The sequence below is a fragment of the Streptomyces zhihengii genome, from assembly GCF_016919245.1.
GTDB lineage: Bacteria > Actinomycetota > Actinomycetes > Streptomycetales > Streptomycetaceae > Streptomyces > Streptomyces zhihengii.
Genome location: NZ_JAFEJA010000001.1, coordinates 5,371,669 through 5,396,493 on the forward strand (window position 1 = coordinate 5,371,669; position 24,825 = coordinate 5,396,493).

Genomic DNA, 24,825 nt, shown 5'->3' on the forward strand with positions numbered 1-24,825 from the left:
TCAGAAGGCCTTCCGGTTCCGCCTGACGGCAGCGGAGGGCACACAGGCGGTGCGCTTAGGGTTCAGACATGAAGATCCGACTTCCCCGGCCCGCCGCCAGGAGCCGATGGTTCGCCGGAGCGGCGGCCCTCGTGGTCCTCGCCGGAGCGGGCACCTGGACGGCCGTCGCGGACGACGGCGCGCCTCCCGTGCACCGCGAGGACCGGGTGCACACCATGCCCGGAGCGAAGATCGACACCTCGTACTTCACCGCGGGCGGTGAAGGACGGCGCCCCGCCGTGCTCATCGGCCACGGCTTCGGCGGCAGCAAGGCCGATGTGCGCGAGCAGGCCGAGAAGCTGGCCCGCGACGGATACGCCGTGCTGACCTGGTCGGCACGGGGCTTCGGCGCCTCCACCGGCAGCATCGGCCTCAACGACCCGGAGCACGAGGTCGCGGACGTCTCCCGGCTGATCGACTGGCTCGCCGAGCGCCCCGAGGTCCAGCGGGACGCGGACGGCGACCCGCGGGTCGGCATCACCGGCTCCTCGTACGGCGGCGCCGTCTCGCTGCTGGGCGCCGGGCACGACAAGCGGGTCGACGCCATCGCTCCGCAGATCACCTACTGGAACCTCGCCGACGCGCTGTTCCCCGACGGCGTGTTCAAGAAGCTGTGGGCCGGGATCTTCTTCACCACCGGCTCGGCGGCCGGCGGCGGCCTGACCGACGCCCCCGCACCGGACGGCCAGAGGCCCGGCGACGGGCAGCGCGACGGCGAGGCGCCGGGCGAGGGCCAGGCCCCCGCCGGCGGCGCTGCCGCCGCGCCCGGCACGGCCGGTGCGACCCCAGGCGCCACCCCCGGCAACCCTTCGGCCTGCGGCCGGTTCCAGCCGCAGCTCTGCGCCATGTACGAACGCGTCGCTGTGGCCGGCCGCCCCGACGCCGAGGCGCGGCGGCTGCTGGAGGAGCGCAGCCCCTCCGCCGTCGCCGACCGCATCAAGGTCCCGACCCTGATCGTGCAGGGCCAGTCGGACTCCCTGTTCCCCCTCACCCACGCGGACTCCATCGCCGAGGCCGTGTCCGCCGGCGGCGCGCCCGTCGCCGTCGACTGGATCTCCGGCGGCCACGACGGCGGCGACCGCGAGACGGACCGGGTCGAGGCCCGTATCGGGGACTGGTTCGACCGGTACCTGAAGCAGGACGAGAGCGCGGACACCGGTCCGGCGTTCCGCGTCAGCCGTACCGGAGGCGTCGACTCCACCGACGGCCGGGCGCTGCTGCGCGGCGCGACCGCCGACCGCTACCCCGGACTGGAGAGCGGGGCACGGGAGTTCGCCCTGACCGGCCGCGAGCAGACCTTCACCAACCCGGCGGGCGGGAGCCCGCCCTCCGTCTCCGCCATCCCGGGCCTGAGCGCCGGAGCGGGCGCGCTGTCCTCGCTCGGCGTCGGCATCTCCCTCGACTTCCCGGGCCAGTCGGCGGCCTTCACCACCGCGCCGCTGGCCGGGACCACCCGCATCACCGGCACACCGCAGGTCACCGTCACGGTGGCGTCGGACACCGGCGAGGCGGTGCTGTTCGGCAAGGTGTACGACGTCGCGCCCGACGGCCGCGGGCAGGTGCTGCCCTCGCAACTCGTCGCCCCGGTCCGGATCGAGGACGCCCGCGAGGGGAAGAAGGTCACCCTCCGCCTCCCCGCCGTGGACCACGAGGTCGACGCCGGCCACCGGCTGCGGCTCGTCCTGTCCGCGACCGACCTCGGCTACGCCTCCCCGGCGGAGCCCGCCACCTACACCGTCTCGGCCGACGGCCCGCTGACCGTCCCGACGGCGCCGTCCGTGCGGACCCAGGCCGCCGGACTCGCCTGGTGGGTCTGGGCGCTGCCGGTCGCCGGTGTCGTCGTCGCCGCGGTCCTGCTGGTCACCGCGCGCCGCCGGGCCGTCGCCCCCGCGCCCGACCCGGAGCGCGCCGACGTGCCGCTGGAGATCACCGGACTCACCAAGAAGTACAGGAAGTCCACCGACCGCTACGCCGTCCGCGAGCTGTCCTTCCGCGTCGAGAAGGGGCAGGTGCTCGGTCTGCTCGGCCCCAACGGAGCCGGCAAGACCACGACCCTGCGCATGCTGATGGGCCTGATCCGTCCCGACGAGGGCGAGATCCGGGTCTTCGGCCACGCCATCCGCCCCGGCGCGCCGGTGCTCTCCCGGGTCGGCGCGTTCGTCGAGGGAGCGGGCTTCCTGCCGCACCTGTCGGGCCGCGAGAACCTGGAGCTGTACTGGCGGGCGACCGGCCGGCCCGCCGGTGACGCCCACATGGACGAGGCGCTGGAGATCGCCGGCCTCGGCGACGCGCTGGCCCGTGCCGTGCGCACCTACTCGCAGGGCATGCGGCAGCGGCTCGCCATCGCCCAGGCCATGCTGGGCCTCCCGGACCTGCTGATCCTCGACGAGCCGACCAACGGGCTCGACCCGCCGCAGATCCGCGAGATGCGGGACGTGATGATCCGGTACGCCGCCGGGGGCCGGACCGTCATCGTCTCCAGCCACCTCCTCTCGGAGGTGGAGCAGTCCTGCACCCACCTCGTGGTCATGGACCGCGGGCGACTGGTGCAGGCGGGCCCGGTGGCCGAGATCACCGGCGAGGGCGACACCCTGCTCGTCACCACCGACGGCGAGGTGGCCGACCCGGTCGTGGAGAAGCTCGCCACGCTGCCCGGCATCGGCTCGGCCGTGCGCAGCGGCGAGGGGCTGCTCGTCCGGCTGGACGGCGCGAGCGCCACCACGCTCATCGCCGAACTGGTCCGCCTCGACGTGCCCGTCACGGGCGTCGGCCCGCACCGCCGCCTGGAGGACGCGTTCCTCACCCTGATCGGAGGCTCCGCATGAGCGCGCCCGTACACGAGGTCCCGGCCGCCCAGGCCGGGCCCGCCGACGCGGCGCCCGGCTACCGGGCCGGCCGCACCCTGCCCCTGCGGGTGGAGGCGGTGCGCCAGCTCAAGCGGCGGCGGACCCTGGTGATGGCGGGGATCCTCACCGCCCTGCCGTTCGTCCTGATCGCCGCCTTCGCGATCGGCGGTTCGCCCGACAGCCGGGACAACGGCCGGATCAACCTGATGGACACCGCGACGGCGTCGGGCGCCAACTTCGCCGCCACCTGCCTGTTCGTCTCCGCGGGCTTCCTGCTGGTGGTGCCGGTGGCGCTGTTCCACGGGGACACCGTCGCCTCCGAGGCGAACTGGTCGTCGCTGCGCTACCTGCTGGCCGCGCCCGTGCCGCGGACCAGGCTGCTGTGGTCCAAGCTCGCCGTCGCCCTGGGCTTCAGCGCGGCGGCGATGGTCCTGCTGCCGCTGGTCGGTCTGGCGGCGGGCTCGGTGGCCTACGGGTGGGGACCGCTCCGGCTGCCCACCGGCGGGTCGCTGCCGGCCGGGGAGTCGCTGGGCAGGATCGCCGTCGTCGTCGCGTTCGTCTTCCTGTCCCAGCTCGTGACCGCGGGGCTGGCGTTCTGGCTGTCCACCAAGACCGACGCGCCGCTCGGCGCGGTCGGCGGCGCGGTCGGCCTGACGATCATCGGCAATGTGCTCGACGCGGTGACCGCGCTGGGCGCCTGGCGCGAAGTGCTGCCCGCGCACTGGCAGTTCGCCTGGATCGACGCGCTCCAGCCGGAACTCGAATGGACGGGCATGGTGAAGGGCGCCTCGGTCTCCGTCACCTATGCGCTGGTGCTGTTCGCGCTCGCGTTCCGCAACTTCTCCCGCAAGGACATCGTGTCGTAGCGCCAGGGCACGGACATCCGGCGCCAGGGCACGGACATCCGGCGCCGGGCACGGACCTCCGGCGCCACGGCACGGACATCAGGCGACGCGGCAGGTGCGAACGCCCCGAACCGGGGCGAAAGCCCTGCCGTGTTGCCGCATCGAGACGTATCCGCAACCCCTTCGTCTGCTCCTTCCGGCCCCCTCGCACGTCACATTCACAAGTGACGCGACAGCGAGGGGGAACCGCGATGAGGCTCCGTTCGGACACGAACGCCCGTACCGGGAAAGGACGGACCGCCCGGCGGGCGGTCCGCGGTGTGACGGCCGTACTGCTGGCGTCGGGGCTCGCCCTGACGGCCGCCGCGTGCGGAGCGGGCTCCGACAGGAGCGCCGCCGACCGGTCGGAGGGCGGCAGGAGCCACGACGGCGCGCCCGCCCCGGTCGCCCCGGACGGGGGCCAGGGATACGAGGACCGTGACGGCGCGCGGCGTGACGACGCGTCCGGTGACGAGGAGCCGGGCGAGAAGACGCGGAAGCCCGCGCCCGACTACCTGTCGACGTTCGCGCTGGACGTCGACACGGCGTCATACCACTACACCCGGCGGCTGCTGAGGGAGGGCGGCACACCCGAGCCGCGGCAGGTGCGGCCCGAGGAGTTCGTCAACAGCTTCCGCCAGGACTACCGCCGCCCTGACGGCGACGGCTTCTCCGTCACCGTCGACGGCGCGCGCCCCGGGGCGGTGGCCGGAGGGGCGCAGGAGGGCGAGATCACGGCCTCGTCCGAGGGGTCGTCCGGCGGCTCGTCCGACAGGGGGGAGACGGACGCGGGGGACTGGTCCCTGGTGCGGGTCGGCCTCGCGACCGCGGCCGCCGAGGACACCGGGAAGCGTCCGCCCGCCGCCCTCACCTTCGTCATCGACACCTCGGGCTCCATGGCGGAGCCGGGGCGGCTCGACCTGGTCAAGACCTCGCTCTCCACCCTCACCGACCAACTGCGCGACGACGACTCCATCGCCGTCGTCACCTTCAGCGGCGAGGCGGAGACCCGCCTGCCGATGACCCGCCTGGACGGCAACCGCGACAGGATCCACGACATCGTCGACGACCTGGAACCCGGCGCCTCCACCAACGTCGAGGCCGGTGTCACGACCGGGTACGACGCGGCCGTCGAGGGCCGCCGCAAGGGGGCGACCAACCGGGTCGTCCTGCTCTCCGACGCCCTCGCCAACACCGGGGCGACGGAGGCCGACGCCATCCTGGAGCGCATCGACGACGCCCGCCGCGAGCACGGCATCACCCTCTTCGGCGTCGGGGTCGGCAGCGACTACGGCGACGAACTGATGGAACGTCTCGCCGACAAGGGCGACGGCCACACCACCTACGTCTCCACCACCGAGGACGCCCGCGAGGTGTTCGTCGACCAGCTCCCCGCCCATGTCGAACTGCGGGCCCGCGACGCCAAGGCGCAGGTGGCGTTCGACCCGGCGACCGTGCGGCAGTTCCGGCTCATCGGCTACGAGAACCGGGCCGTCGCCGACGACGACTTCCGGAACGACGCGGTCGACGGCGGCGAGGTCGGCCCCGGCCACACGGTGACCGCGCTGTACGCCGTGCGCCTGCGGGAGGGAGCCCGCGGGCATGTGGCGACCGCGACCGTCCGCTGGCTCGACCCGAAGACCAGGGCACCGCACGAGGCGAGCGGTTCGGTGGAGACCGGTGCCGTCGACGGCCCGCTCTGGGGCGAGGCGCCGAGCCGCCTCCAGATCACCGCGGTCGCCGCGTACTTCGCCGAGTCGCTGCGCGGCGGCGGCCTGCCCGGCGACCCGGGCCTCGCCGCCCTGGAGCGCCGCGCCCGCTCCCTCGCCGAGTCCACCGAGGACGACGCGGTGACCGGCCTGGCCGACGCCATCGCCCAGGCGGCCCGCCGCACCTTGGACTGACCGCGCCCCGCGGGTCCCGACCCGGGCGGGCCTTCCAGCCCGTCCGGCGATCGAGGACACGGCCGCGGGCTGTGCCCCGACCACCGACCGGTGGCCCGGGCACAGCCCGACGGCCCCACCGCCGGGCGCCCGGGTGGTGGGGCGGCGCCCACCACCCGGGCCCGGTCCCGGGGTCCACGCCCCGCGCCTGCCCAGCGCCCCGGAATCCCGCTGCGCGGCGACCCCCGGCCCGTCATGATGGCGGGCATGCCGACCCTGCTGATCGCCCTCGCCGTCGTGTCCACCGGCCTGTACGCCGGTTTCATGCTGATCTTCCTGACGGGCGTCATGCCGGGGCTCGGACGGCTCCCCGACGACGGGTTCGTCCCGGCGATGCGCCGCGTCAACGAGACCGTCCCCCGGGGGGTGTTCCTGCTCGTCTTCGCCGCGATCGTGGCGTTCCCCGTCGCCGCGCTGCTCGTGCCGACGGAGGGGCGCACCACGACCGACCGGTGGCTGATCGTCGCCGCGCTCGTCTGCTCGGTCCTCAACCACCTGGTCACCGTCGCCGGCAACATCCCGCTCAACAACGCCCTGGCCGCCTCGGAGAGCGCCGCCCCGCCGGTCCCGGACGGCGAGGTGCGGGCGGCCTTCGAGGCGAGGTGGAACCGGCTCCACCTCGTCCGCACCCTGCTCGTCACCGCCGCCTTCGCGCTGCTCGTCGCCGCGGCCGTGGACTGAGGCGCGTCAGGACGACGCCCCGCCGCGGTGAAGCGGCGGGGGCATCGTCCGGCCGCTCGGGTTCAGGCCATCACCTCATGGGCGGACCGCCAGGCGATCTCCCCGGACAGGCCGCTGACCTCCAGCGTTCCCTCGTCCGTCAGCCGGAGACGGTTGCCGCGCCCGTCGGTGCCCAGGCTCCACACCCGCTGCCCGTCGGCGTCGTCGATGGTGAGGTCGCCGTCCATCTGCATGACGCACATGCCGGGCGACCTGCGCTGCGTCCCGGACGACCACCGCGGAGTGCGTTCGCCGTCCCGGTACAGGACCAGGTTCCCGTCGGTCTCGTAGACGAGCCGGTACCGGCCGTCCCCGGAGCCGATCGAGTCGCCGCCGCGCAGGGTGTCCCCGGGGCGCATGCCGTCGCCCTGGGCCGTGGGGTTCTCGGTGTCGTAGACGTAGCCCAGGTCACGATGGTTGAGCACCGCGTTCACCCGCACGCTCGACCACGGGGGCATCAGGTCGCCGGCGTTCTGCCCCGTCGGGCCGCCGCTCTGCGGCTGGTAGGTCAGTTTCGGGTGTTCGTGCTGCCACTGGGCCCAGAGCCGGTCGATGTTGCAGTGGTGCAGCCAGAAGACGGGGTCGTTGGGCGAACTGGCGCGGTCCATGTTGCCGCCGATCCACGTGTGGACCCTGTTGTGGATGTCCGGTGCCGTCATGCCTTCCAGGGATTTGCGGAAGGTGGGTGTCGTGCCTTCCTCCCACGGCTCGCTGTCGTACGGCGTCAGCGCGAGGCATGCGGTCACGTCGGGTCCGGTCGGCAGGTGTCCGCCATGGGCGCCGAACTGCCGCCGCAGGTACGAAGGCATCGTCGGGTCGGAGGGGTCGATGCAGTTCCATCCGCCGCTGATGGCGAACGGGCCGGTCATCACCCGGTCGTCGCCCGCTCTCCCGTTGCCGCCCATGAAGTAGTCGGCCCAGGGGTCGTCGGTGCCCGTCCAGTCCCAGTACGGAACGGTGAGCGTCGGTGTGCCGGGCGGGGTCGGCAGTGCCACCTCCAGGAGCCGGACGAACTCCCGGTGCCAGGGCAGGAAGGCGGGGGCGTGGTGGTAGAAGGCCGCACCGTTCACGTGCATCTTGACGAAGTCGTCGTAGGAGCCTCGGGACTTCACCTGCCAGATGGCTGTGACGAGCTGCTTCTTCTCTTCCTCGGACAGCAGGGCCTGATTCCTGCGGACAAGCTGGGACATGGCGCGCGCCTCGATCGGATGCTGGGCCGGATGGGTGAACCCCCTCCATCAACGTCGGATCGCAGCAGGCCCGTCGCCAACCTGATTAGGCCATTCGGGTGACATCGCCCGGAGGCCGCCGCCCGGGTCCGGCGGCTGCCGGCGGCGCCGGACCGTCCTCCCCGCCGCCAGGGGGCGGCCCGGCGCTTACACGCCCGCTACGCGTGACCCGCTAGGGTGCCCCTGACCAGCGAAAAGGCCCTCCGGGTCGGAGGGCCTCACGGTGGTGCGCGCGGTGCGCCCCCGGCAGGACTCGAACCTGCGGCCAAGCGCTTAGAAGGCGCCTGCTCTATCCACTGAGCTACGGGGGCCGGATGGTGTGACCGGACAAGGACTCTACCTGCGGGGATGTCCTGGTCAACCACAACAGCGGCTTGTGATGAAGATGTTGTAAGCACCTTGCGTAGGAACTGCTAGGGAAGGTGCCTCGCTTCGCCTGGACGTATCCTCCCGCACGACCAGGAGTGCAGGGGCACCGCCGTGCCCCCTGCCCTGACCCTCTGTGTGGCTCCCTGACGGCCCTTCCCCTGGTCCCTGGTGTCCTGGTGTCACCGCTCCCTCGATGGGCCAGCACGGAGGGACGGAGGGTAGAGCAGGGGTGGGGGCTGAGTGCTTCCCCTCCGGTGAATGGGTGGGGGATGACTCCCTTTCCCATGCCTGCCTATGTGGGTGTGAGTCGGGCCCTCTTCATATCAATGAGAGAGAACTCCCGACTCTCTCTCATTCCAGCCCCGAATCTCAGTCCTGGTGAATTGGAGTGGTCGGGAGGGCAGTCACGGCAGGGCCAGGGCAAATTCACCCAGACCAGGGGAAACCGACCCGGGGGTTATTAAACGGCTGTGGGAGTGGGTGTGTGAGTCCCCTTAAAAATCTAACATAAATGCATAACCGTAGACTCTGCGCTCTCCAGTGTTGACCACTGTCCACCGAATGAAGTGGTGTGCGAGACGGCGAGGGTTACTGTCCAGTAACTAAGAAGGCATGAACATGAGTGCAGGAACATCGAATAAGTGATGTCTGAGTGATGTTTCTTCGCTCCAGTCACCCATTTGTGTCACGCTACAGAAACACCCCTGCTCCACAGCTCCTCTGAGTGCTCATGGAATCGGGCAAACATTCCACCTGGACCCATGGAACGGAGGTGGAGTAGAGGAGAGTCGTGCCCGACCAGCCTTGCTAGGTGCGGTGTGACCAGGGCTTCCGAGTCGAAGCGGAACACGGACAGGGAGACGTGATTCATTGCGTCTTCGGCGGCAGAGAACCTTGTCTCCAATCCTTCCTGATCTCCGAGCCTCTCCAGCCCTTCGAGGGTCATGCGAATGCGAGTGGATACCGTGAGGGTTACTCCCTCAATCTCCTCACGCAGTCGGGTCACCTCTCCGTCCGGATTCCCGAGAAGGAACCTAACCCGACACCCTTGCTGGACTTTCCGCCGGAGGATTCCGGCGAAGTCCGGAACCTGAGTCCACAGGAAGTAATTGGTGTAGCCAGCGAAGAACAAATCCTCAGCGGCCTCACTGGTCAAGTCTGCCCAAACGCTTGAGGGGCACGCGGAGCGATAGGGGTAGCTGTGGAGGATCTCCCTATCTCCTCCGGTCTTAATCCGTTCCTTGACTGCCTTAGGCCAGATCATTTCCTCGTCCACTCCCAATGCCCTGCAAGTGTCCTCGCGGTTCCTCGGATGGGGAATCAGGTCAGCATCACTAACCCATCTCTCAACCGTCTTGCCGGAAACCCCCACCTTTAACGCCAGTCTCCTGGGTGACAGACCGGCGGACTCCATAGCTGATCGTAGGGCAGAGTTCAAGGTTCCTCCCGTGGACATCTAGGACGTTCTCAGACTGTAGCCCTAGACGTCCCAACTGTCTTGAGTCTTGGCCCGATACGACCTGTAGGGGTGGCCAACCTGTCCCGCATGACGGAGCAGAGGACAACCCCCTTCAGGCTCGGTGTGTATCGCGTGAACCAGGCGACGGGTAAGAGAACAGTGGTCGTACCTACTCGGGAGGTGAAAGCAGGCGAACCCCTGATGACTTCACAGTTCCCTCCGTGCCTCTGTCATCGGTGCGAAGTGAGAGAGTAAGAAAGAGGGCCGGTTGACTCCGGCCCTTTTCTCATGCCGCCTTCTCTAGTTCCTGTCGAATCTCTGCGTATCGCTGGCTCACGTAGCTACGGCTGACGCCGATCTCCTTCGCTGCTTCCGTTGGATTGAGTCCAGCGAGGAACGCCTTACGGATGGCTGCCTTGTTCTTCTCGGCGTTAGCGTTACTCCTCTTCCCTCCGTTAGTGACGCCGTTACCGTTACCGTTACTGTCAGCGTTACTTGCGTTAGGCGTTACAGCGTTACCGTTACTCCCCTTGGGCGTTAGTGCCTGCGTTACTACCGTTACCGTCACTTCCTGCGTAAGCGTTAGTTCGAGGTCCCTGAACTTACGGCGGTAGATCGGTGCCACTTCGCTGGTGCAGATCAGAATTACCGGAGCGATGGAGTGGATACCAACTCCCACCCAGTCGTCTACTGCATAGCTTCCCCAGGTGTTGAGGAACAGAGAAGCCAGGCCGGTGACCCACCGGAAGGCAGTAGGCCACCTACCTCCCTTTAGTCCGTGCTTGGATAGGACAGCATCTGCGGATAGGGATAGGACAAGGGCAGCATCGACCAGGGCCGGTAGTACCCAACCCGTCCACTGCCATTCGCTGTGCTCGGAGACTAGCGGTGCTCCCGTCATGAGGCTGAAGAGGATTGCTCCTCCGGTGATGACCCACACTGCTGCATTCACTGTCTTGCGGGTGTTACGGATGGAACGCAGCTCGCTGGTTACGTCGGTGTTCATGTCTTGCTCCAATGGTTGGTTACGGTGTCACTTGCGTTAGTGACGTCAGACCGTTAGTAACGCCGTTCGTTAGTAACGGCGCTTTGGTTACGGTTACGGTTACGGTTACGCCGTTGGTTAGCAACGCTCGGCCAACGGTTACGGCATGATGAGTGACGCCGGTACGTCAGTAACGGAGGCGTATTGGTGATAGCCCTCAGCCGGCTGAAAATGGGAGCCAGCAAAAGGGGAGGTGTTGTCGGGTGTTCAGATCACTCACCCAGTACCGGTCATGAACTCAGGCAGGTCACTGAACTTCTCGGACTGGATAAGGTCGGACAGTTCCGTCTCAGGCAGATAGGTGGAGATGAGTCCATCCACTCGGTAATCGGAGAGCTGAGCGGAGAGGATAAGGAACCGTGACTTCCCTCCGTCTAGCAGGTACTCAATCCTGGCTAGCTCCCCATCCCTGAATGACTTCCTCAGCTTGGGTAGTAGCAGTTCATAGGTGCCTGCATATCCGATCCGGTAGTTCCCTCCGGAAGTCACGGCTACATAGGTGTAACCGGGGGAGTGGTTAGTGACTCCCATCTGAATGAGTAGGTCTCCTTGTGCCACTAGCTGAGTCATGTACTGGGCAGAGGAGTGGAGACGACAAAGCCCGATCCTCTGAGAAGAATCCCTGGATGGGGCAGAGCAGATGGAACCGTCATCCATCCTCCAAGGGCAGGTGCGTACATTCATGGGTGATGCTTCCTTTCGGTGTGGACCCCGGGTTGTTTAACGGGTCCTGCTGATGTGTGTATGAGGCCGGAGGGGCAAGGAACATAAATCCAGTACTTCTCAGCCGGCTGGAGGGTATTGCATATATCCATGGGGAGTCCTGGATTCACTCACTGGTTCGTGGTTCGAGTGTCAGCGAGACCACGACTGGAGAGGTAAGGACTAACGAGGACTAACGGATGGGAAGGACTGGCCAGCCTTACGGTGGCCAGGCTTCTGGGTAAGACCTCTAGCAACTCAAGCGCCGTGCGGCTAAAAGACATCGCTACGCTCTCGGCCTAGGGGCCTTCGCTTCGCTCAATCGGAGGGAGAGTAACCGTGTCTTCTCCTCCGGTAAGACTGGTGCAGGGCCCTAGCCCGGAACCAGGCTCTAGGTGGAATCTGATGCTTAGGGCCATAAATTGGATTGAGACTGGAGAAGAGAAGTGCCTCATTCACTCTCCAGTGAGTAAGACTGGTGTAGGCCCTTAGGCCGGAGCCAGGCTTCTGGGCCTGACAGATGAATGAGACCGGAGGAAGAGTGTCTGTCTTCTCCTCCAATGAAGCGAGCGCAGCGAAGCGTGCAGTTGAGCCGCCCGGCGTTTGAGGTGCCAAGACTTAGCCCCGATGGACTTCCGGCCTAGGGGCCTCCGTCCATCACTCAGGACAATTGAGGTTTCTCCTACTTAGGGCCATAAGTCACCCGCTTAAATGGTCGACCATGGATGCTTCTTACTTAGGGCCATAAGTCAGACCTGACGACCAGACCTGACCCACCCTGGATACCTCTTACTTAGGGCCATAAGTCGCACAGCCCTGGAGGATCTTGGTCAGGCTTGGGTGTCTCTTACTTAGGGCCATAAGTCGGAACCACCTGACCCCCGAGACACCTCTTACTTAGGGCCATAAGTCAGGGACGGGCACGTGACCACGGGGCGACACCGAGACACCTCTTACTTAGGGCCATAAGTCAGAAGCCTTCATCTTCGAGGTACTCATCCTCCCCGGACCAGCCAGGATCGGTGAACCTGCCAGGCTGGAGATAGAACGTGGTCCTAGCTCCCCGCTTACTCCCCACGGTCGTGACGGTTAGCCAGCCAGAGTCAACGAGAGTCTTCACTCCCCGCTCCGTGTAAGACCGAAGATTCCCCACCCTGTTCTTCCTGCCGACTGCATCGGCAAGGGAGCGCCAAGGGATGGTGACTAGAGAGTCTTCCCCCGCCAGCCTGGCTAGCTGCTTGGCTACCAGCATCCCGGAAAGGGGAACGCACTGAATGACATCCTGATACCAGAGATACGCCTGTCCGGCTGGAGGCATGTTCTCTGAGGCGAGAGGCTGTCCTCGCTTACTCAGCAGTCGTACACGTTCCTTGATCTCACCCGAGTATCGGGCGAGGAACCCTGTTCCCTTCTCCTTCAGTGGAGAGCCAGCCATGACGGTGGTGATGATGGATGCCTGTCCGGGGATTCCCTTGGGCCATTCCTTCTTTGCCTTGTCCGTTCCTGCCCAACCTCCTGCCTTGAACTGATTGGCAAACCGGCTGAGGTCTCCGTCGTAAAGGTCCTCATAGCTGAACGTCTTGCTCATGTCTTCTTCTCCGTTGCTTGGTTGGTTCGGCTGCACTCCCAGTGCAAGCCGTATGGGTACAACAAAGGGGCTCCGCTGGAAGGCAGAGCCCCTCTGAGGTGTGCTACTGGATTAGTCGAGAAGGTCTGCTAGATACTCCCGAACCTTGCCACTCTCGTCTCCATCAATGATGGTCTCGACTAGGTTCGCTAGCTCGTAAGGATTGGAGGAGAACAGGACTAGCAGTGCCCCAATCTCCTTGGACACAAATCCCTTGCCCACTCCTTCGAATGGAATGGAGTACTCGCCATCTCGGCTTACCTGAGTCTCCACCCCCTTCACCACCCTGGCCGGATAGTCGGTGGCCCTACGTAGGTGGGTGAGAACCTCAACGTGCTTACTCAACTCCTGATCCCCTTCGAGTACTTCTTTATCGGCCTCAGTTCCTGCCCATTCCTGAGCTGGTAGCTGTGCTGCTCGCAATAGCCGTTACTGTGGTGGCCCCTCAGGCAATCCTTAACGGAGCAGTAGAGAGGTGCCTTAGTGGTGTAAGACCTCAGTGCTTTAAGTTCCTCTCCGCGCTGAAGCTGTGATGCATGACCGTGGCAATAACCCCTCCTTCTCTGTGGCTTTGCGCATCCGTCAAAGATGCAGTCGTTGTACTCGTTCATTCCCTCTCCATTCAAATTGGCCTACTTGGCCGGCTGACAATGCCTGCGTTCGTGGACTTCTGTGGCCAGACTCCATTGCGCGTCATTTGGTAGTGAGTCCAGCAGTAACCGAAGAGATGCTGTCTCTTGGTGCAGTCCGTCACTTCACACTGTTCGTCTGTCATTGCTCCTCAATCCGTGCATGAGTAAGGGGCCCAACCGGATGGTCAGGCCCCTTGGCTTACGGAGAGGGGCACTCGACGTGCCCCGCCTCTTAGTTGCTCTTGTGCATGTTCCTGGATAGACGCTCGTAACGCTCACTGCTGATGAGTACTGCCTTAGTGCTCCCGTACGTGGTGAACTCGATGGTCTCTCCCTGTTCCGCTCGCTTAACGAGGTCGGGCAGGATGGTTCGTGCGTTAGTGGTGGTTACCTTCATCTGTCTTCCTTGGTCGTGGGGGGAAATGCTGTGGTCTCCCCTATACGTTACGCCGGGCTCACGACAGGAAAGGCGGGGAAGTCAAAGTCCCAAGGGTCTGTCACCTCCCCCAGCTTCTCCTCAATCCTGCTTCCCTGCGTTGCCCGGTTCTTCCATAGGTACCCGGCCCACCATTCCTCGTAGGTCGGCACCTCGCTCTTTTGTTCTTCAGGGATTCCCTCAGTCTCAGCGAAGAGGATCAGATCAGTGGTTGGGTTGAACTGCTCTCCGAACTCATCCCTGATCCTGGACTCCCTGAATCGGTAGTGCAGTGCTGCTTCCTTGCTTGCTCCTCCCTGAATGATGGCTAGTGGCTTGAGTGGCTCCCTGTATCCCTTGTCGAAGTACTGTCGGGTGATCTCCCTCCACCTCCTATTGATCCGGCCTGCTACTGAGGTGCCGATCTTGATTCGCCCATTGGGTAGCTGAACGATGTAGGTGTAACCGGGGAGGTGGCCGGAAATAAGGCCCTGCTCCTCCATCCGTCCAATAGGAGAAGCCCGGTAAGTTTCTGTGCTCCAACTGTAGAGATTGGCAGCGTGCCTCTCACAGAGAGGGATGCGGACAGTGGAAGGACCGAAGAGGTTCCCCTCGTACAGTTCTCCTCCGCATGGCTTCCTGTCCTCAATGGCTCCGCAGGATAGTCCTCCTACTAGGTGTCCGTTGTCGGTGTTCATTGGTGTTCTCGCTTAACGCAAGAGAAGGAGAGGGGCACTCAACGTGCCCCCGCCCTTGCTCCCTGGTGTTACTCCCTGCCTGACATAGAGAAAGCCCTGAGAGCCTGTCTCAGAGCCTGTCAGTCAGTGTTGGTGTTCCTGGTGGGTCAGAGCCGTGGTCGTCCCCCACGGCCCTTACAGTTCCACCTCCTGTGGTGCTCTACCTCATGCCGGTAAGAGAAGTCGGACCAGCAGAGGATGCATTCGTACCTGACTCGGTAGTTCTTCAGTACGACCCTGAACATGGTTAGACCGCCTTGACCCAGTGGTGCTCATTCACGCTGAGGTCAAGAGTCAGGCCCATGAGAACGGGATGCTTGCACTTGCCTCCAATGGTGTAGTGCTTGCCGAGTAGCTTCCTGGTGGGGAACTCCTCACGGCATAGGACGCAGCGGTAACCGTTGTTGGTTGGTACGTAGTGGCGCTTCATTGGTGCTGCTCTCCTTCTTGGTGTTGTAGCAACTGACATGAAAAAAGGGGCGTCGGCTGGTGTAGTGGTGGACCGAGTGTTGTAGCACCCATCGTGAAATAGAAGAAGCCCCGACCGGAGGGTCAGGGCTTCCTCAGTGAGAAGGTGCTGAACGGACACCAATGAACCAACCAACATGAGGCAGGCTGCCTACCTCAGACCGGCCACCATCAGGGGGTGATGATGACTGGACTCAAGCTTGCAGACTGTTTCTGGGCATGCTGGGTGTAATTCGATCATTACACAGCCTGTCCAGCTTGTCATCTTTTGACCCCCCGTTTTGGTGCCCCCGGAGGGAAGTTCATCCTTAGGTCTGATGACAGGTGCTCTCGTGCCCGTGGTTGTCATACTCAAGAGTGAGAGGGGAGTCATTCTTAAGGATGAGGCAGAGGGTGTAAGTCATGACAAAGGGCCCACGGCACACCCAGTGCCGGGGCCCCTGTCTGGGCTGGTGCTGCTAGTACCTGTCTCCCATTCCCTTCACTGCCTTCAGAGCCCTGGTAGTGGCCATGTCTGCTGCGTACCTCCGGAGCATGGCAGGGTCTTTCCATCCGGCGATCTGCATGACGTCCTCACCTGACACACCGGCAGAGAGGAGGTCATCGGTGAACGTGTGCCGGAACTGGTGAGGGGAGACGGAGTCATAGCCACAGTCAGAGGCCCGGCGCTTGAGCATCCGATAGAGACCGGAGTAGGTGAGCCTGGCCCTGTTCCTGGTGCCAAGCCAGAGCCAGGGCTCTCCGCTCATCCTGTGGGCTTCCCTGGCCCTGATGTACCGGGTGATGGCTACGACTGTCTTGGGCTGAAGGGGGATGATCCTTCCCTCTCCGGCGGCTCGTGCATCCTTCAGGGGAACTACCTGAGCCAATCCCTGTTCGAGGTTCAGAGAGTCGAGACGGAGGGAGAGAAGTTCCTCTGCCCTCAATCCTTCAGTGAGGACTCTGATGATGGCGTGGTCCCTCACCTTCTCGAACTCACGGACCCGGGGGTTTCCTCCCCCGGTCTCCTTAAGAAGGTCGGAGATGAAGTCTGACGACAGGGTCTTGGGCTTTACTCCGGTCGGGGGTGCATAGCGCTGAAGCCTCTTGTCCCGGTACGGATTGACTGTGTCGTACTCCTCCTCCAGGTAGCTGAAGAAGGTGCGGAGGTTCCGCTGAAGGGTGTTGGTTCCTCCCTGCTCGTGCTGCTGGTAGTAGGCCCGAAAGAACAGGTTGAGGGTGTCGGTGCCCACAGAGGAGAAGTCGTCAGTCATTCCCTGTCCGGCCATCCACTTGTCCAGCGCCTTCACAGCCTTGACGTAAGCCGTGACTGTCTTCTCCTGGTAGGGCCGACCATGCTTGTTGTTGCTGGCCCTGAGGTGGGTTGCGTAGTCCTGAAGGGCAGCAGTCCGCTGCCCTGTCTCTGCGCCGTCTGAGGGGATTGCTCGGAGGGTCCTGGTGCTCTTGCTGGCACGGAGAGGACTGCGGTTCTCCTGAGGCTTCCTGGCTGCCACTGCCTGACTCCCTGGTCTGAGAGCGCTAGGCAAGGTGCTGTTGGCTAGGCACCTCACCTAACACGTCTGGATAGGTGAGTCACACGCACTGAGGCATGTTCTCGCAGGTCAGGGAGGGTTTCTAGCTGTCCGCTAGGCCAAGCGCTTAGAAGGCGCCTGCTCTATCCACTGAGCTACGGGGGCCGGATGCGGCCTGGGGTCCCTCTTCGGAGGTCCCGCGGCCTTGCCGGGCACAAGGATAGGGCTCCCTTGCCCTCGGCCCGGCTGCTTCACCTGCGTGGCACGATGTGGAGGTTCGGTGAAGCGAACCGATAATCGCAGGCAGGCGGGATTCGTGCATCGCTTTTGACGCCTCGCGCGGCGGGTGTTGTGCACTCGTTATGCCTCGGTCCCACTCGCCCCTTCTGTCCCGTCTGTCCGATCGGCGCGCAGAGATGCTCATACGCTTCAAAACGGCTCCAAAATTGGGCATTCTTCGCATGTGGTGACCTTGGATGCACGGCCTCAGCTGATCGACGCACTCTCCGCCCTGCGCGACCGTGTCGCCGCCGTGCGTCTGCCGCTTCCGCTCAGGGGCGCCTCCCGCGCCCGGCAGACGCGCACAGAACTCCTCGCACAGCTCGACGACTACCTCGTGCCGCGCCTGAAGGACCCCGACGCACCGCTGCTCGCGGTCATCGGCGGCTCCACCGGAGCCGGTAAGTCCACGCTCGTCAACTCCCTTGTGGGCAGGCGCGTCAGCGAGGCCGGCGTGCTCCGGCCCACCACGCGCACACCCGTGCTGGTCTGCCATCCCGACGACCACCACTGGTTCGCGGGGATGCGCGTCCTGCCCCACCTCACCCGGGTCTGGATGCCCCCGCAGGACGAGGCCGACGCCGAGGACGAGATCCTCGGGCGCAAGGGATCCCGGCGGCCGGGCGGCGGGACGGACGAGAAGTCGCTGCGGATCGAGACCGCCTCCACCCTGCCGCGCGGCCTCGCGCTCCTCGACGCCCCCGACATCGACTCGTTGGTCGTGGAGAACCGCCGGCTCGCCGCCGAGCTGATCTGCGCCGCCGACGTGTGGGTGATGGTCACCACCGCCTCGCGCTACGCCGACGCGGTGCCGTGGCACCTGTTGCGCACGGCCAAGGAGTACGACGCCACCCTCGTCAGCGTCCTCGACCGGGTGCCCCACCAGGTCGTCGACGAGGTGTCGCGGCAGTACGCGGCCCTGCTCACCAAGGCCGGCCTCGGCCATGTGCCCCGCTTCACCGTGCCCGAACTGCCCGAGTCCGCGGGCGGCGGAAACGGTCTGCTGCCGACCACCGCGGTCGCCCCGCTGCTGTCCTGGCTCGCCCACCGGGCGCAGGACCCCGCGGCGCGCCAGCAGGCGCTGGGACGCACGGCGGGCGGCGTCCTCGACTCGCTCGGCTCCCGGATGCCGGAACTGGCGAGCGCGGTGGCCGCGCAGTACGCGGCCGCCGTACGGCTCACCGGGGCCGTCGAGGAGGCGTACGCCGCACAGCGCGAACGGGTCCGCGGAAGGCTGCGGGCCGGCGCCGTGCTGGCCGGTGACGCCCGCACCCGCTGGCGCGGCTACCCCCGTGACAGCTCGGCGGCCGAACTCCTCGACGCCCTCGTCGCCAGCATGTCCGCCCTGCTGCAGTGCGCCGTCGCCGCCGCCGACGAGCAGGTGGAGAACGCCTGGCGGCGCGAACCGGCAGCGGGCGCCTTCGGATCGGACGGCGGAGCCGACCTGGAGAGCGGCGAGCGGATCGGCATCGCCGTCCGGCGCTGGCGGCGGGTCCTGGAGGAGCTCGCCGAGGAGGAGGTGCGCGGCATGGAACGCAACGCGGCACCCGACGCCGAGACCGTCGCCGCCCTCCTCGCCACCGCCCTGCTCGGCGGCCGGCGCGCCCGCGGCGCGGGCGAACGCCTCGCCGAACGCATCGGCGCCCAGGGCGCGCTGCGTCTGCGCGACAAGGGCGGCGAACTCGTGACCACCACCATCGACGACGTGCTGCACAGCGAACGGGACCGCAGGCTCGCCCCCCTCGACGCGCTCGAGGTGACCCCCGAGCCGCAGGCCGAGCTGATCGCCGCGCTGTCCCTACTGCAGAAGGAGAGGTGAGCGCGGGGTGACCGCCATCACCGACGACGCGAACGAGACCGGCGACCGCTGGGACGACGGACTCATCGCCCGCCGCGCCGAGCGCAGGACCTCCCCGGACGGCGAACCGGAAGCGGAGGACGGCGGCTCCGCCGACGGCCACGACGACCACGACGGCCCGGACTCCACGACGGGCGACGAACCCGGCGCCGACGCCTACGGCGGGCCCCTCAAGCACCGGCTCGACGCGCTGCGCGACCTGCTCGGGCTCTCGCAGGCCCGGCTCGACGGCCGCACGCTCGCGGAGGCCGGCCGGGTACTCGACGAGGCCGCCGCCCGGCGCCGGCTCTCCTCCCGCCACACGGTGGTGGCCATCGCCGGGGCGACCGGCAGCGGCAAGTCGACGCTCTTCAACGCGCTCGCCGGGGTCCGCATCGCCGAGACCGGTCTGCGCAGGCCCACCACCTCGGCGCCCATCGCCTGCACCTGGTCCGAGGGCGCGGCCGGGCTGCTGGACCGGCTCGCCGTGCCGGGACGGCTGCGCCGCCGGCCGCTGGCCGGCGGGGACGGCGACGAGCAGTTGCAGGGGCTGGTCCTCATCGACCTGCCCGACCACGACTCGGCCGTGGTCCGCCACCGCGAACAGGTCGACCGGGTGCTCGCGCTGGTCGACGCCGTCATCTGGGTCGTGGACCCGGAGAAGTACGCCGACGCCGCCCTCCACGAGCGCTACCTGCGACCGCTCGCCGGGCACGCCGAGGTCACCTTCGTGGTGCTGAACCAGATCGACCGGCTGCCCGGGGACGCCGCCGACCAGGTCCTCGACGACCTCCGCCGGCTGCTCGACGACGACGGCATGGCGGTCGGGGAGCACGGCGAACCCGGCGCGACGGTCCTCTCCCTCTCCGCCCTCACCGGCGAGGGCGTCGGGGAACTGCGCGAGATGGTGGGCGCGTTCGTCCAGGAGCGCACCGCTGCGGCGCGCAGGCTCTCCGCCGACGTCGACGCGGCCGCCGCCGCCCTGCGCCCGGTGTACGTGGCCGACGGCCGGACGGGGCTGCACGAACGCGCCCGCGAGGACTTCTCGGCCCGGCTGGCGGACGCCGTCGGGGCCACCGCCGCGGGGGAGGCGGCGGAGCGCGAATGGCGCAGAAACGCCGGGCGGGCCTGCGGGACGCCGTGGCTGCGGCTGTGGCGCTGGTACGAACGCACCCGGATGCCCGGTGCCGCGTCCCTCCAGCCGCCGCCGCCCGCCGAGGACGAACTCACCGCGCGCCAGCGCGTCGAGCAGGCCGTGCGGACCGTCGCCGACGAGGCCGCGAGCGGACTGCCCGTGCCCTGGGCGCAGGCCGTCCGGGAGGCGGCGCAGCGCGGTGCCCAGGGGCTGCCCCAGGCGCTCGACGAACTGGCCGCCCGGGAGGCGGCCGCCGTCGGCGAGCGCCCCCAGCGCCCCCGCTGGTGGCCCGCGGCCGTCCTCGCCCAGGCGGCGATGACCCTGCTTCAGATCTACGGGGCGCTCTGGCTGGTGGGCCAGATCATCGGGGTGCTGGAACCGGGCATCGTGCCGCCGGTGCTGGTGATGCTCGCCGGGATCGTGGGCGGGCCGCTGGTGGAGTGGGCGTGCGCGGCGGCCGCCAGGGGTCCCGCGCGGCGCTACGGACAGGACGTCAGACGGCGTCTGCACGAGGCGGCGGCCGGCTGCGGCAGGGCGAAGGTGCTGGACCCGGTCGCCGCGGAACTCATGCGCTACCGGGAGGTGCGGGAGCGGTACGCGACCGTCTCCGGCCCGGCGGGCACCGGCGCCGGCGGCACCCGGGCCAGGACCCGCGCCCGGATCGGCTGAGCCGCCCGCCGCCCGCCGCCCGCCGCCCGCTGCGCGGCCTTCTGCCCGCCGCCGTCCGCTGCGCGCCCGCCGCCTTCGGGGACGGCCCTCTCCGGGGGTGCCCCCGGAGAGGGTGACGGAGTTGTCCACAACGCGGCCTTCGTCCACAGCTCTCGGCGGGATCCCCGCACCCCGGCCAGCATGGAATCCGGATCACCGACGGGCCTCCGCAGTGGCGGCACGCGGGCCGGGACCGGCGTGTTCTCGCCGGTCGGGGAGCAGGACGGGGAGGCGCACGTCATGAACGACACCCTGGTCACCGTGGTGGGGAATGTGGCCACGAATGTGGAGTACCGGGATACGGCCGCGGGCGGGATGGCGCGATTCCGATTCGCCGTCCAGTCACGGCGCTGGGACCGTACGAGCGGTAACTGGACGGACGGGCCGACCAGTTTCTACACGGTCTTCGCCTGGCGGTCGCTCGCGGCCAATCTGGCCGCGTCCGTTTCCGTCGGCGAACCCCTCGTGGTGCACGGCAGGCTGAAAGTCCGGGAGGAGGACGGGGACGGCCGCCGCCGGACGTACGTCGACATCGACGCGCTGGCCGCCGGCCACGACCTGACCCGCGGCACCGCGGCGTTCCGCCGGGCGCCGCGGCCGGAAGCGCAGGTGAGCGCCCGTCAGGAGAGCGCCGACGGGGCGGAACAGGGGGATCCGGGGGGTGGGCGCAAGCAGCCCGCAGCCGCGATGTAACGCAAAGTCGTGACGATTTGTCGATGCGGTGACGAAGAAAGGCGTGGTGGGGGCCGGTTACCGTCCCCGGTGATAACGATTCCGATTCGGAATGGTTGTGTGACGGTATGAAGGGGGACGCGGCATCTCCCCGTCCATAGGATTCCGGCGTGCTCATCGAGCACTTGAGAGTGCTGGCGAGACTCTCCCACCACGCATCACACGTGTGCGCATCCGCGCGTCCATGCGAACGTCTCGCCCGGAGGGGAATTCTGTGTTTGCTCTGTTCTCTGCTACCGCCACGACCGGGCGGCGCAATGCACGCAGGCGGATAGCCGCCGCGGCCGTCGCCACCGGCCTGCTGGCGATGGGCTCCGTCGCGGGCGCCGGCTCCGCCGCCGCCGACGAGCCCGGCCAGAACCCGGGGGGTGCCGTCGCCACGCTCGACGGTCTGAAGACCTGGGACGACGCCATCCTGACGTACAAGGACGGCAACAAGACCAAGAAGAAGGAGATCTCGGCCGGTCTCTTCGAGATGACCGTCGACGGTGGTGGCGTCCTGCAGACGTACTGCATCGACATCCACAACCCGACCCAGGACAAGGCCAAGTACCTGGAGACGCCCTGGGGTCAGACCTCCCTCGGCGCCAACCAGGACGCGGGCAAGATCCTCTGGATCCTCCAGAACTCCTACCCGCAGGTGAACGACCTCGCCGCGCTCGCGGACAAGGCCGGCATCAAGGGCAAGCTCTCCAAGAAGACCGCCGCCGCCGGCACCCAGGTCGCCATCTGGCGCTTCTCGGACGGCGCCGAGGTCGAGGCCAAGAACAAGCAGGCCGAGAAGCTCGCCGACTACCTCCAGGAGAGCGCGCAGAGCCTCCAGGAGCCGAAGACCTCGCTGACCCTGGAGCCCAGCGCGGTCTCCGGCAAGGCGGGCAGCAAGCTCGGCCCCGTCACGGTGCAGACCAACGCCTCCGAGGTCTCGGTCGCCGGCCCCGCCGACGCCGCCGTCTCCGGCGTGAAGATCACCGACAAGGACGGCAAGCCCGTCACCTCCGCCGCCAACGGCACCGAGCTGTACTTCGACGTGCCCGAGGGCGCGGCCGACGGCTCCGGTTCGCTGACGGTCGAGGCCACCACCTCGGTGCCGGTGGGCCGCGCGTTCGCCAGCGCCAGCAAGTCCCAGACGCAGATCCTGGCCGGCTCCAGCAAGACCACGGTGACCGCCAACGCGACGGCGACCTGGGCCACCAAGGGCGCCATCCCCTCGGTCACGGCCGAGAAGAACTGCGCCAAGGGCGGCGTCGACGTGACCGCCGGCAACGAGGGCGACTCCCCGTTCACCTTCGAGCTCGCGGGCATCAAGCACACCGTCGCGCCGGGTGAGTCCAAGACGGTGACCGTGCCGGTCGCCGAGGACCAGGCCTACGACTTCACCATCACCGGCCCGAACGGCTTCTCCGAGCGCTTCCAGGGTGTTCTCGACTGCGAGACCCAGGGCACCCCGGCGCCCGAGACCCCGGAGAACCCGGACGAGGAGACCCCGTCCTCCGAGCCCTCCCCGGCCACGGCCGGCGGCTCCTCCGAGGGCACCACGGGCGGCGAGGGCGACCTCGCGGCCACCGGTGGCTCCAGCGCGACCCCGATGATCGCCGGTATCGCGGTCGTCCTGGTCGTCGCGGGCGGTGCCGCGATGTTCGTCCTGCGCAAGAAGCGGGCGACCGCCGGTCAGTAACGGCTCGCTCACCCCACGTCCCGGGCCCGGCACGCAGCGCGTGCCGGGCCCGCGGCATGCCCGGCCGGGCGCCGGTGAGCGCCCGGCGCACCGCGGTTTTCGTCCATGGCGCGGCGTACGGCAAGATGGGTGTATCTGCCCACCCACTGCCTGCCGGACGGTTTCTCTTGGCTGAGTACATCTACACGATGCGCAAGACGCGCAAGGCGCACGGCGACAAGGTCATCCTCGATGACGTGACGCTGAGCTTCCTGCCCGGCGCGAAGATCGGTGTGGTCGGCCCGAACGGTGCCGGTAAGTCCACCGTGCTCAAGATCATGGCCGGTCTGGAGCAGCCGTCCAACGGCGACGCCTTCCTGTCGCCCGGGTACACCGTCGGCATCCTGCTGCAGGAGCCGCCGCTCGACGAGAGCAAGACCGTCCTGGAGAACGTCCAGCTCGGCGTCTCCGAGGTCAAGGGCAAGCTCGACCGGTTCAACGCCATCGCCGAGGAGATGGCCACGAACTACACGGACGAGCTGATGGAGGAGATGGGCAAGCTCCAGGAGGACCTGGACCACGCCAACGCGTGGGACCTCGACGCCCAGCTGGAGCAGGCCATGGACGCCCTCGGCTGCCCGCCCGGGGACTGGCCCGTCACCAACCTCTCCGGTGGTGAGAAGCGCCGCGTGGCCCTCTGCAAGCTGCTGCTGGAGGCCCCCGACCTGCTGCTCCTCGACGAGCCCACCAACCACCTGGACGCCGAGTCCGTCCAGTGGCTGGAGGCGCACCTCGCCAAGTACGCCGGCACCGTCGTCGCGATCACCCACGACCGGTACTTCCTCGACAACGTCGCGGGCTGGATCCTGGAGCTCGACCGCGGCCGCGCCATCGGCTACGAGGGCAACTACTCCACGTACCTGGAGACCAAGCAGACCCGTCTGAAGGTCGAGGGCCAGAAGGACGCCAAGCGCGCCAAGCGGCTCAAGGAAGAGCTGGAGTGGGTCCGCTCCAACGCGAAGGGGCGGCAGGCCAAGTCCAAGGCCCGTCTCGCGCGTTACGAGGAGATGGCGGCCGAGGCCGACAAGATGCGGAAGCTGGACTTCGAGGAGATCCAGATCCCGCCGGGCCCGCGGCTGGGCTCCGTCGTCGTCGAGGTCACCAACCTCTCCAAGGCGTTCGGCGAGAAGGTCCTCATCGACGACCTCTCCTTCACCCTGCCCCGCAACGGCATCGTCGGTGTGATCGGCCCCAACGGCGCCGGCAAGACGACCCTGTTCAAGATGATCCAGGGCCTGGAGAAGCCGGACTCGGGCCAGATCAAGGTCGGCGAGACCGTCAAGATCTCCTACGTCGACCAGAGCCGCGCCAACATCGACCCGAAGAAGACGCTGTGGGCGGTCGTCTCCGACGAGCTCGACTACATCAACGTCGGCCAGGTCGAGATGCCGTCCCGCGCCTACGTCAGCGCCTTCGGCTTCAAGGGCCCGGACCAGCAGAAGCCCGCCGGCATCCTGTCCGGCGGTGAGCGCAACCGCCTCAACCTGGCGCTCACCCTCAAGCAGGGCGGCAACCTGCTGCTCCTCGACGAGCCGACCAACGACCTCGACGTCGAGACGCTCTCCTCCCTGGAGAACGCGCTCCTCGACTTCCCCGGCGCGGCGGTGGTCGTCTCCCACGACCGCTGGTTCCTCGACCGGGTCGCCACGCACATCCTGGCGTACGAGGGCGAGTCGAAGTGGTTCTGGTTCGAGGGCAACTTCGAGTCCTACGAGAAGAACAAGATCGAGCGTCTCGGCCCGGACGCGGCCCGTCCGCACCGTGCCACCTACAAGAAGCTCACCCGGGGCTGAG

General features: G+C 67.3%; 18 protein-coding genes and 1 tRNA gene. 9 read left to right on the forward strand and 10 right to left on the reverse strand.

Features of this window, described 5'->3' with window-relative positions:
• Positions 1-68: 68 nt before the first annotated feature.
• From JE024_RS22825 to JE024_RS22840, 4 genes are all read left to right on the forward strand, one after another.
• Positions 69-2,864 carry an alpha/beta fold hydrolase gene (locus JE024_RS22825; protein ID WP_205375366.1) on the forward strand — a complete coding sequence of 932 codons (2,796 nt, stop codon included), beginning with the start codon at positions 69-71 and terminating at the stop codon, positions 2,862-2,864.
• Positions 2,861-3,751, forward strand: a complete 891-nt coding sequence (locus JE024_RS22830; RefSeq protein ID WP_205375367.1) for an ABC transporter permease — start codon at positions 2,861-2,863, stop codon at positions 3,749-3,751. The genes JE024_RS22825 and JE024_RS22830 overlap by 4 nt, the downstream gene beginning before the upstream one ends.
• 230 nt (positions 3,752-3,981) lie before the next feature.
• The gene (locus JE024_RS22835; RefSeq protein ID WP_205375368.1) at positions 3,982-5,673 is read left to right on the forward strand and encodes a vWA domain-containing protein; all 1,692 of its coding nucleotides are present in this window, start codon (positions 3,982-3,984) and stop codon (positions 5,671-5,673) included.
• A gap of 246 nt (positions 5,674-5,919) precedes the next feature.
• The gene (locus tag JE024_RS22840; RefSeq protein ID WP_205375369.1) at positions 5,920-6,393 is read left to right on the forward strand and encodes an anthrone oxygenase family protein; all 474 of its coding nucleotides are present in this window, start codon (positions 5,920-5,922) and stop codon (positions 6,391-6,393) included.
• A 62-nt stretch (positions 6,394-6,455) separates the two neighbouring features.
• Here JE024_RS22840 and JE024_RS22845 read toward each other — a convergent pair whose 3' ends face one another.
• From JE024_RS22845 to JE024_RS22890, 10 genes are all read right to left on the reverse strand, one after another.
• Entirely contained in the window at positions 6,456-7,622 is a 1,167-nt protein-coding gene (locus tag JE024_RS22845) for a tyrosinase family protein (protein ID WP_205375370.1), read from the reverse strand.
• A gap of 277 nt (positions 7,623-7,899) precedes the next feature.
• Positions 7,900-7,972: transfer RNA gene (locus tag JE024_RS22850), tRNA-Arg, on the reverse strand.
• A 743-nt stretch (positions 7,973-8,715) separates the two neighbouring features.
• Complete coding sequence (locus tag JE024_RS22855; RefSeq protein ID WP_205375371.1) at positions 8,716-9,444, reverse strand: helix-turn-helix domain-containing protein; 729 nt, start codon at positions 9,442-9,444, stop codon at positions 8,716-8,718.
• 331 nt (positions 9,445-9,775) lie between these two features.
• Positions 9,776-10,495, reverse strand: coding sequence for an RNA polymerase sigma factor sigma-70 region 4 domain-containing protein (locus JE024_RS22860; protein WP_205375372.1), 720 nt, complete (start codon positions 10,493-10,495; stop codon positions 9,776-9,778).
• Positions 10,496-10,750: 255 nt separating this feature from the next.
• On the reverse strand, positions 10,751-11,218 hold the full coding sequence (locus JE024_RS22865; protein WP_205375373.1) for a hypothetical protein: 468 nt from the start codon (positions 11,216-11,218) through the stop codon (positions 10,751-10,753).
• A gap of 988 nt (positions 11,219-12,206) precedes the next feature.
• The gene (locus tag JE024_RS22870) at positions 12,207-12,824 is read right to left on the reverse strand and encodes a hypothetical protein (protein WP_205375374.1); all 618 of its coding nucleotides are present in this window, start codon (positions 12,822-12,824) and stop codon (positions 12,207-12,209) included.
• Positions 12,825-13,204: 380 nt separating this feature from the next.
• Positions 13,205-13,474 (reverse strand): hypothetical protein, encoded by a 270-nt coding sequence (locus tag JE024_RS22875; RefSeq protein WP_205375375.1) that lies wholly within the window; start codon positions 13,472-13,474, stop codon positions 13,205-13,207.
• Between the two features lie 253 nt (positions 13,475-13,727).
• Entirely contained in the window at positions 13,728-13,892 is a 165-nt protein-coding gene (locus tag JE024_RS42325; RefSeq protein WP_205375376.1) for a type II toxin-antitoxin system Phd/YefM family antitoxin, read from the reverse strand.
• 47 nt (positions 13,893-13,939) lie between these two features.
• Complete coding sequence (locus JE024_RS22885; protein ID WP_205375377.1) at positions 13,940-14,608, reverse strand: hypothetical protein; 669 nt, start codon at positions 14,606-14,608, stop codon at positions 13,940-13,942.
• Positions 14,609-15,573: 965 nt separating this feature from the next.
• A complete protein-coding gene (locus JE024_RS22890; protein WP_205375378.1) occupies positions 15,574-16,608 on the reverse strand; it encodes a tyrosine-type recombinase/integrase in 1,035 nt (344 codons plus the stop codon).
• 490 nt (positions 16,609-17,098) lie between these two features.
• On the opposite strand from JE024_RS22890, the gene JE024_RS22895 reads away from it, so the two are divergent.
• The 5 genes from JE024_RS22895 (at position 17,099) to ettA (ending at position 24,824) form a co-directional block, all read left to right on the forward strand.
• Entirely contained in the window at positions 17,099-18,724 is a 1,626-nt protein-coding gene (locus JE024_RS22895; RefSeq protein WP_205376683.1) for a dynamin family protein, read from the forward strand.
• Positions 18,725-18,731: 7 nt separating this feature from the next.
• Positions 18,732-20,546, forward strand: coding sequence for a YfjP family GTPase (locus JE024_RS22900; protein ID WP_205375379.1), 1,815 nt, complete (start codon positions 18,732-18,734; stop codon positions 20,544-20,546).
• 279 nt (positions 20,547-20,825) lie between these two features.
• Positions 20,826-21,278 (forward strand): single-stranded DNA-binding protein, encoded by a 453-nt coding sequence (locus JE024_RS22905; RefSeq protein ID WP_205375380.1) that lies wholly within the window; start codon positions 20,826-20,828, stop codon positions 21,276-21,278.
• A gap of 253 nt (positions 21,279-21,531) precedes the next feature.
• On the forward strand, positions 21,532-22,992 hold the full coding sequence (locus JE024_RS22910; RefSeq protein ID WP_372449829.1) for a Cys-Gln thioester bond-forming surface protein: 1,461 nt from the start codon (positions 21,532-21,534) through the stop codon (positions 22,990-22,992).
• A gap of 167 nt (positions 22,993-23,159) precedes the next feature.
• Positions 23,160-24,824 carry an energy-dependent translational throttle protein EttA gene (ettA, locus tag JE024_RS22915; protein ID WP_205375382.1) on the forward strand — a complete coding sequence of 555 codons (1,665 nt, stop codon included), beginning with the start codon at positions 23,160-23,162 and terminating at the stop codon, positions 24,822-24,824.
• Position 24,825 lies beyond the last annotated feature (1 nt).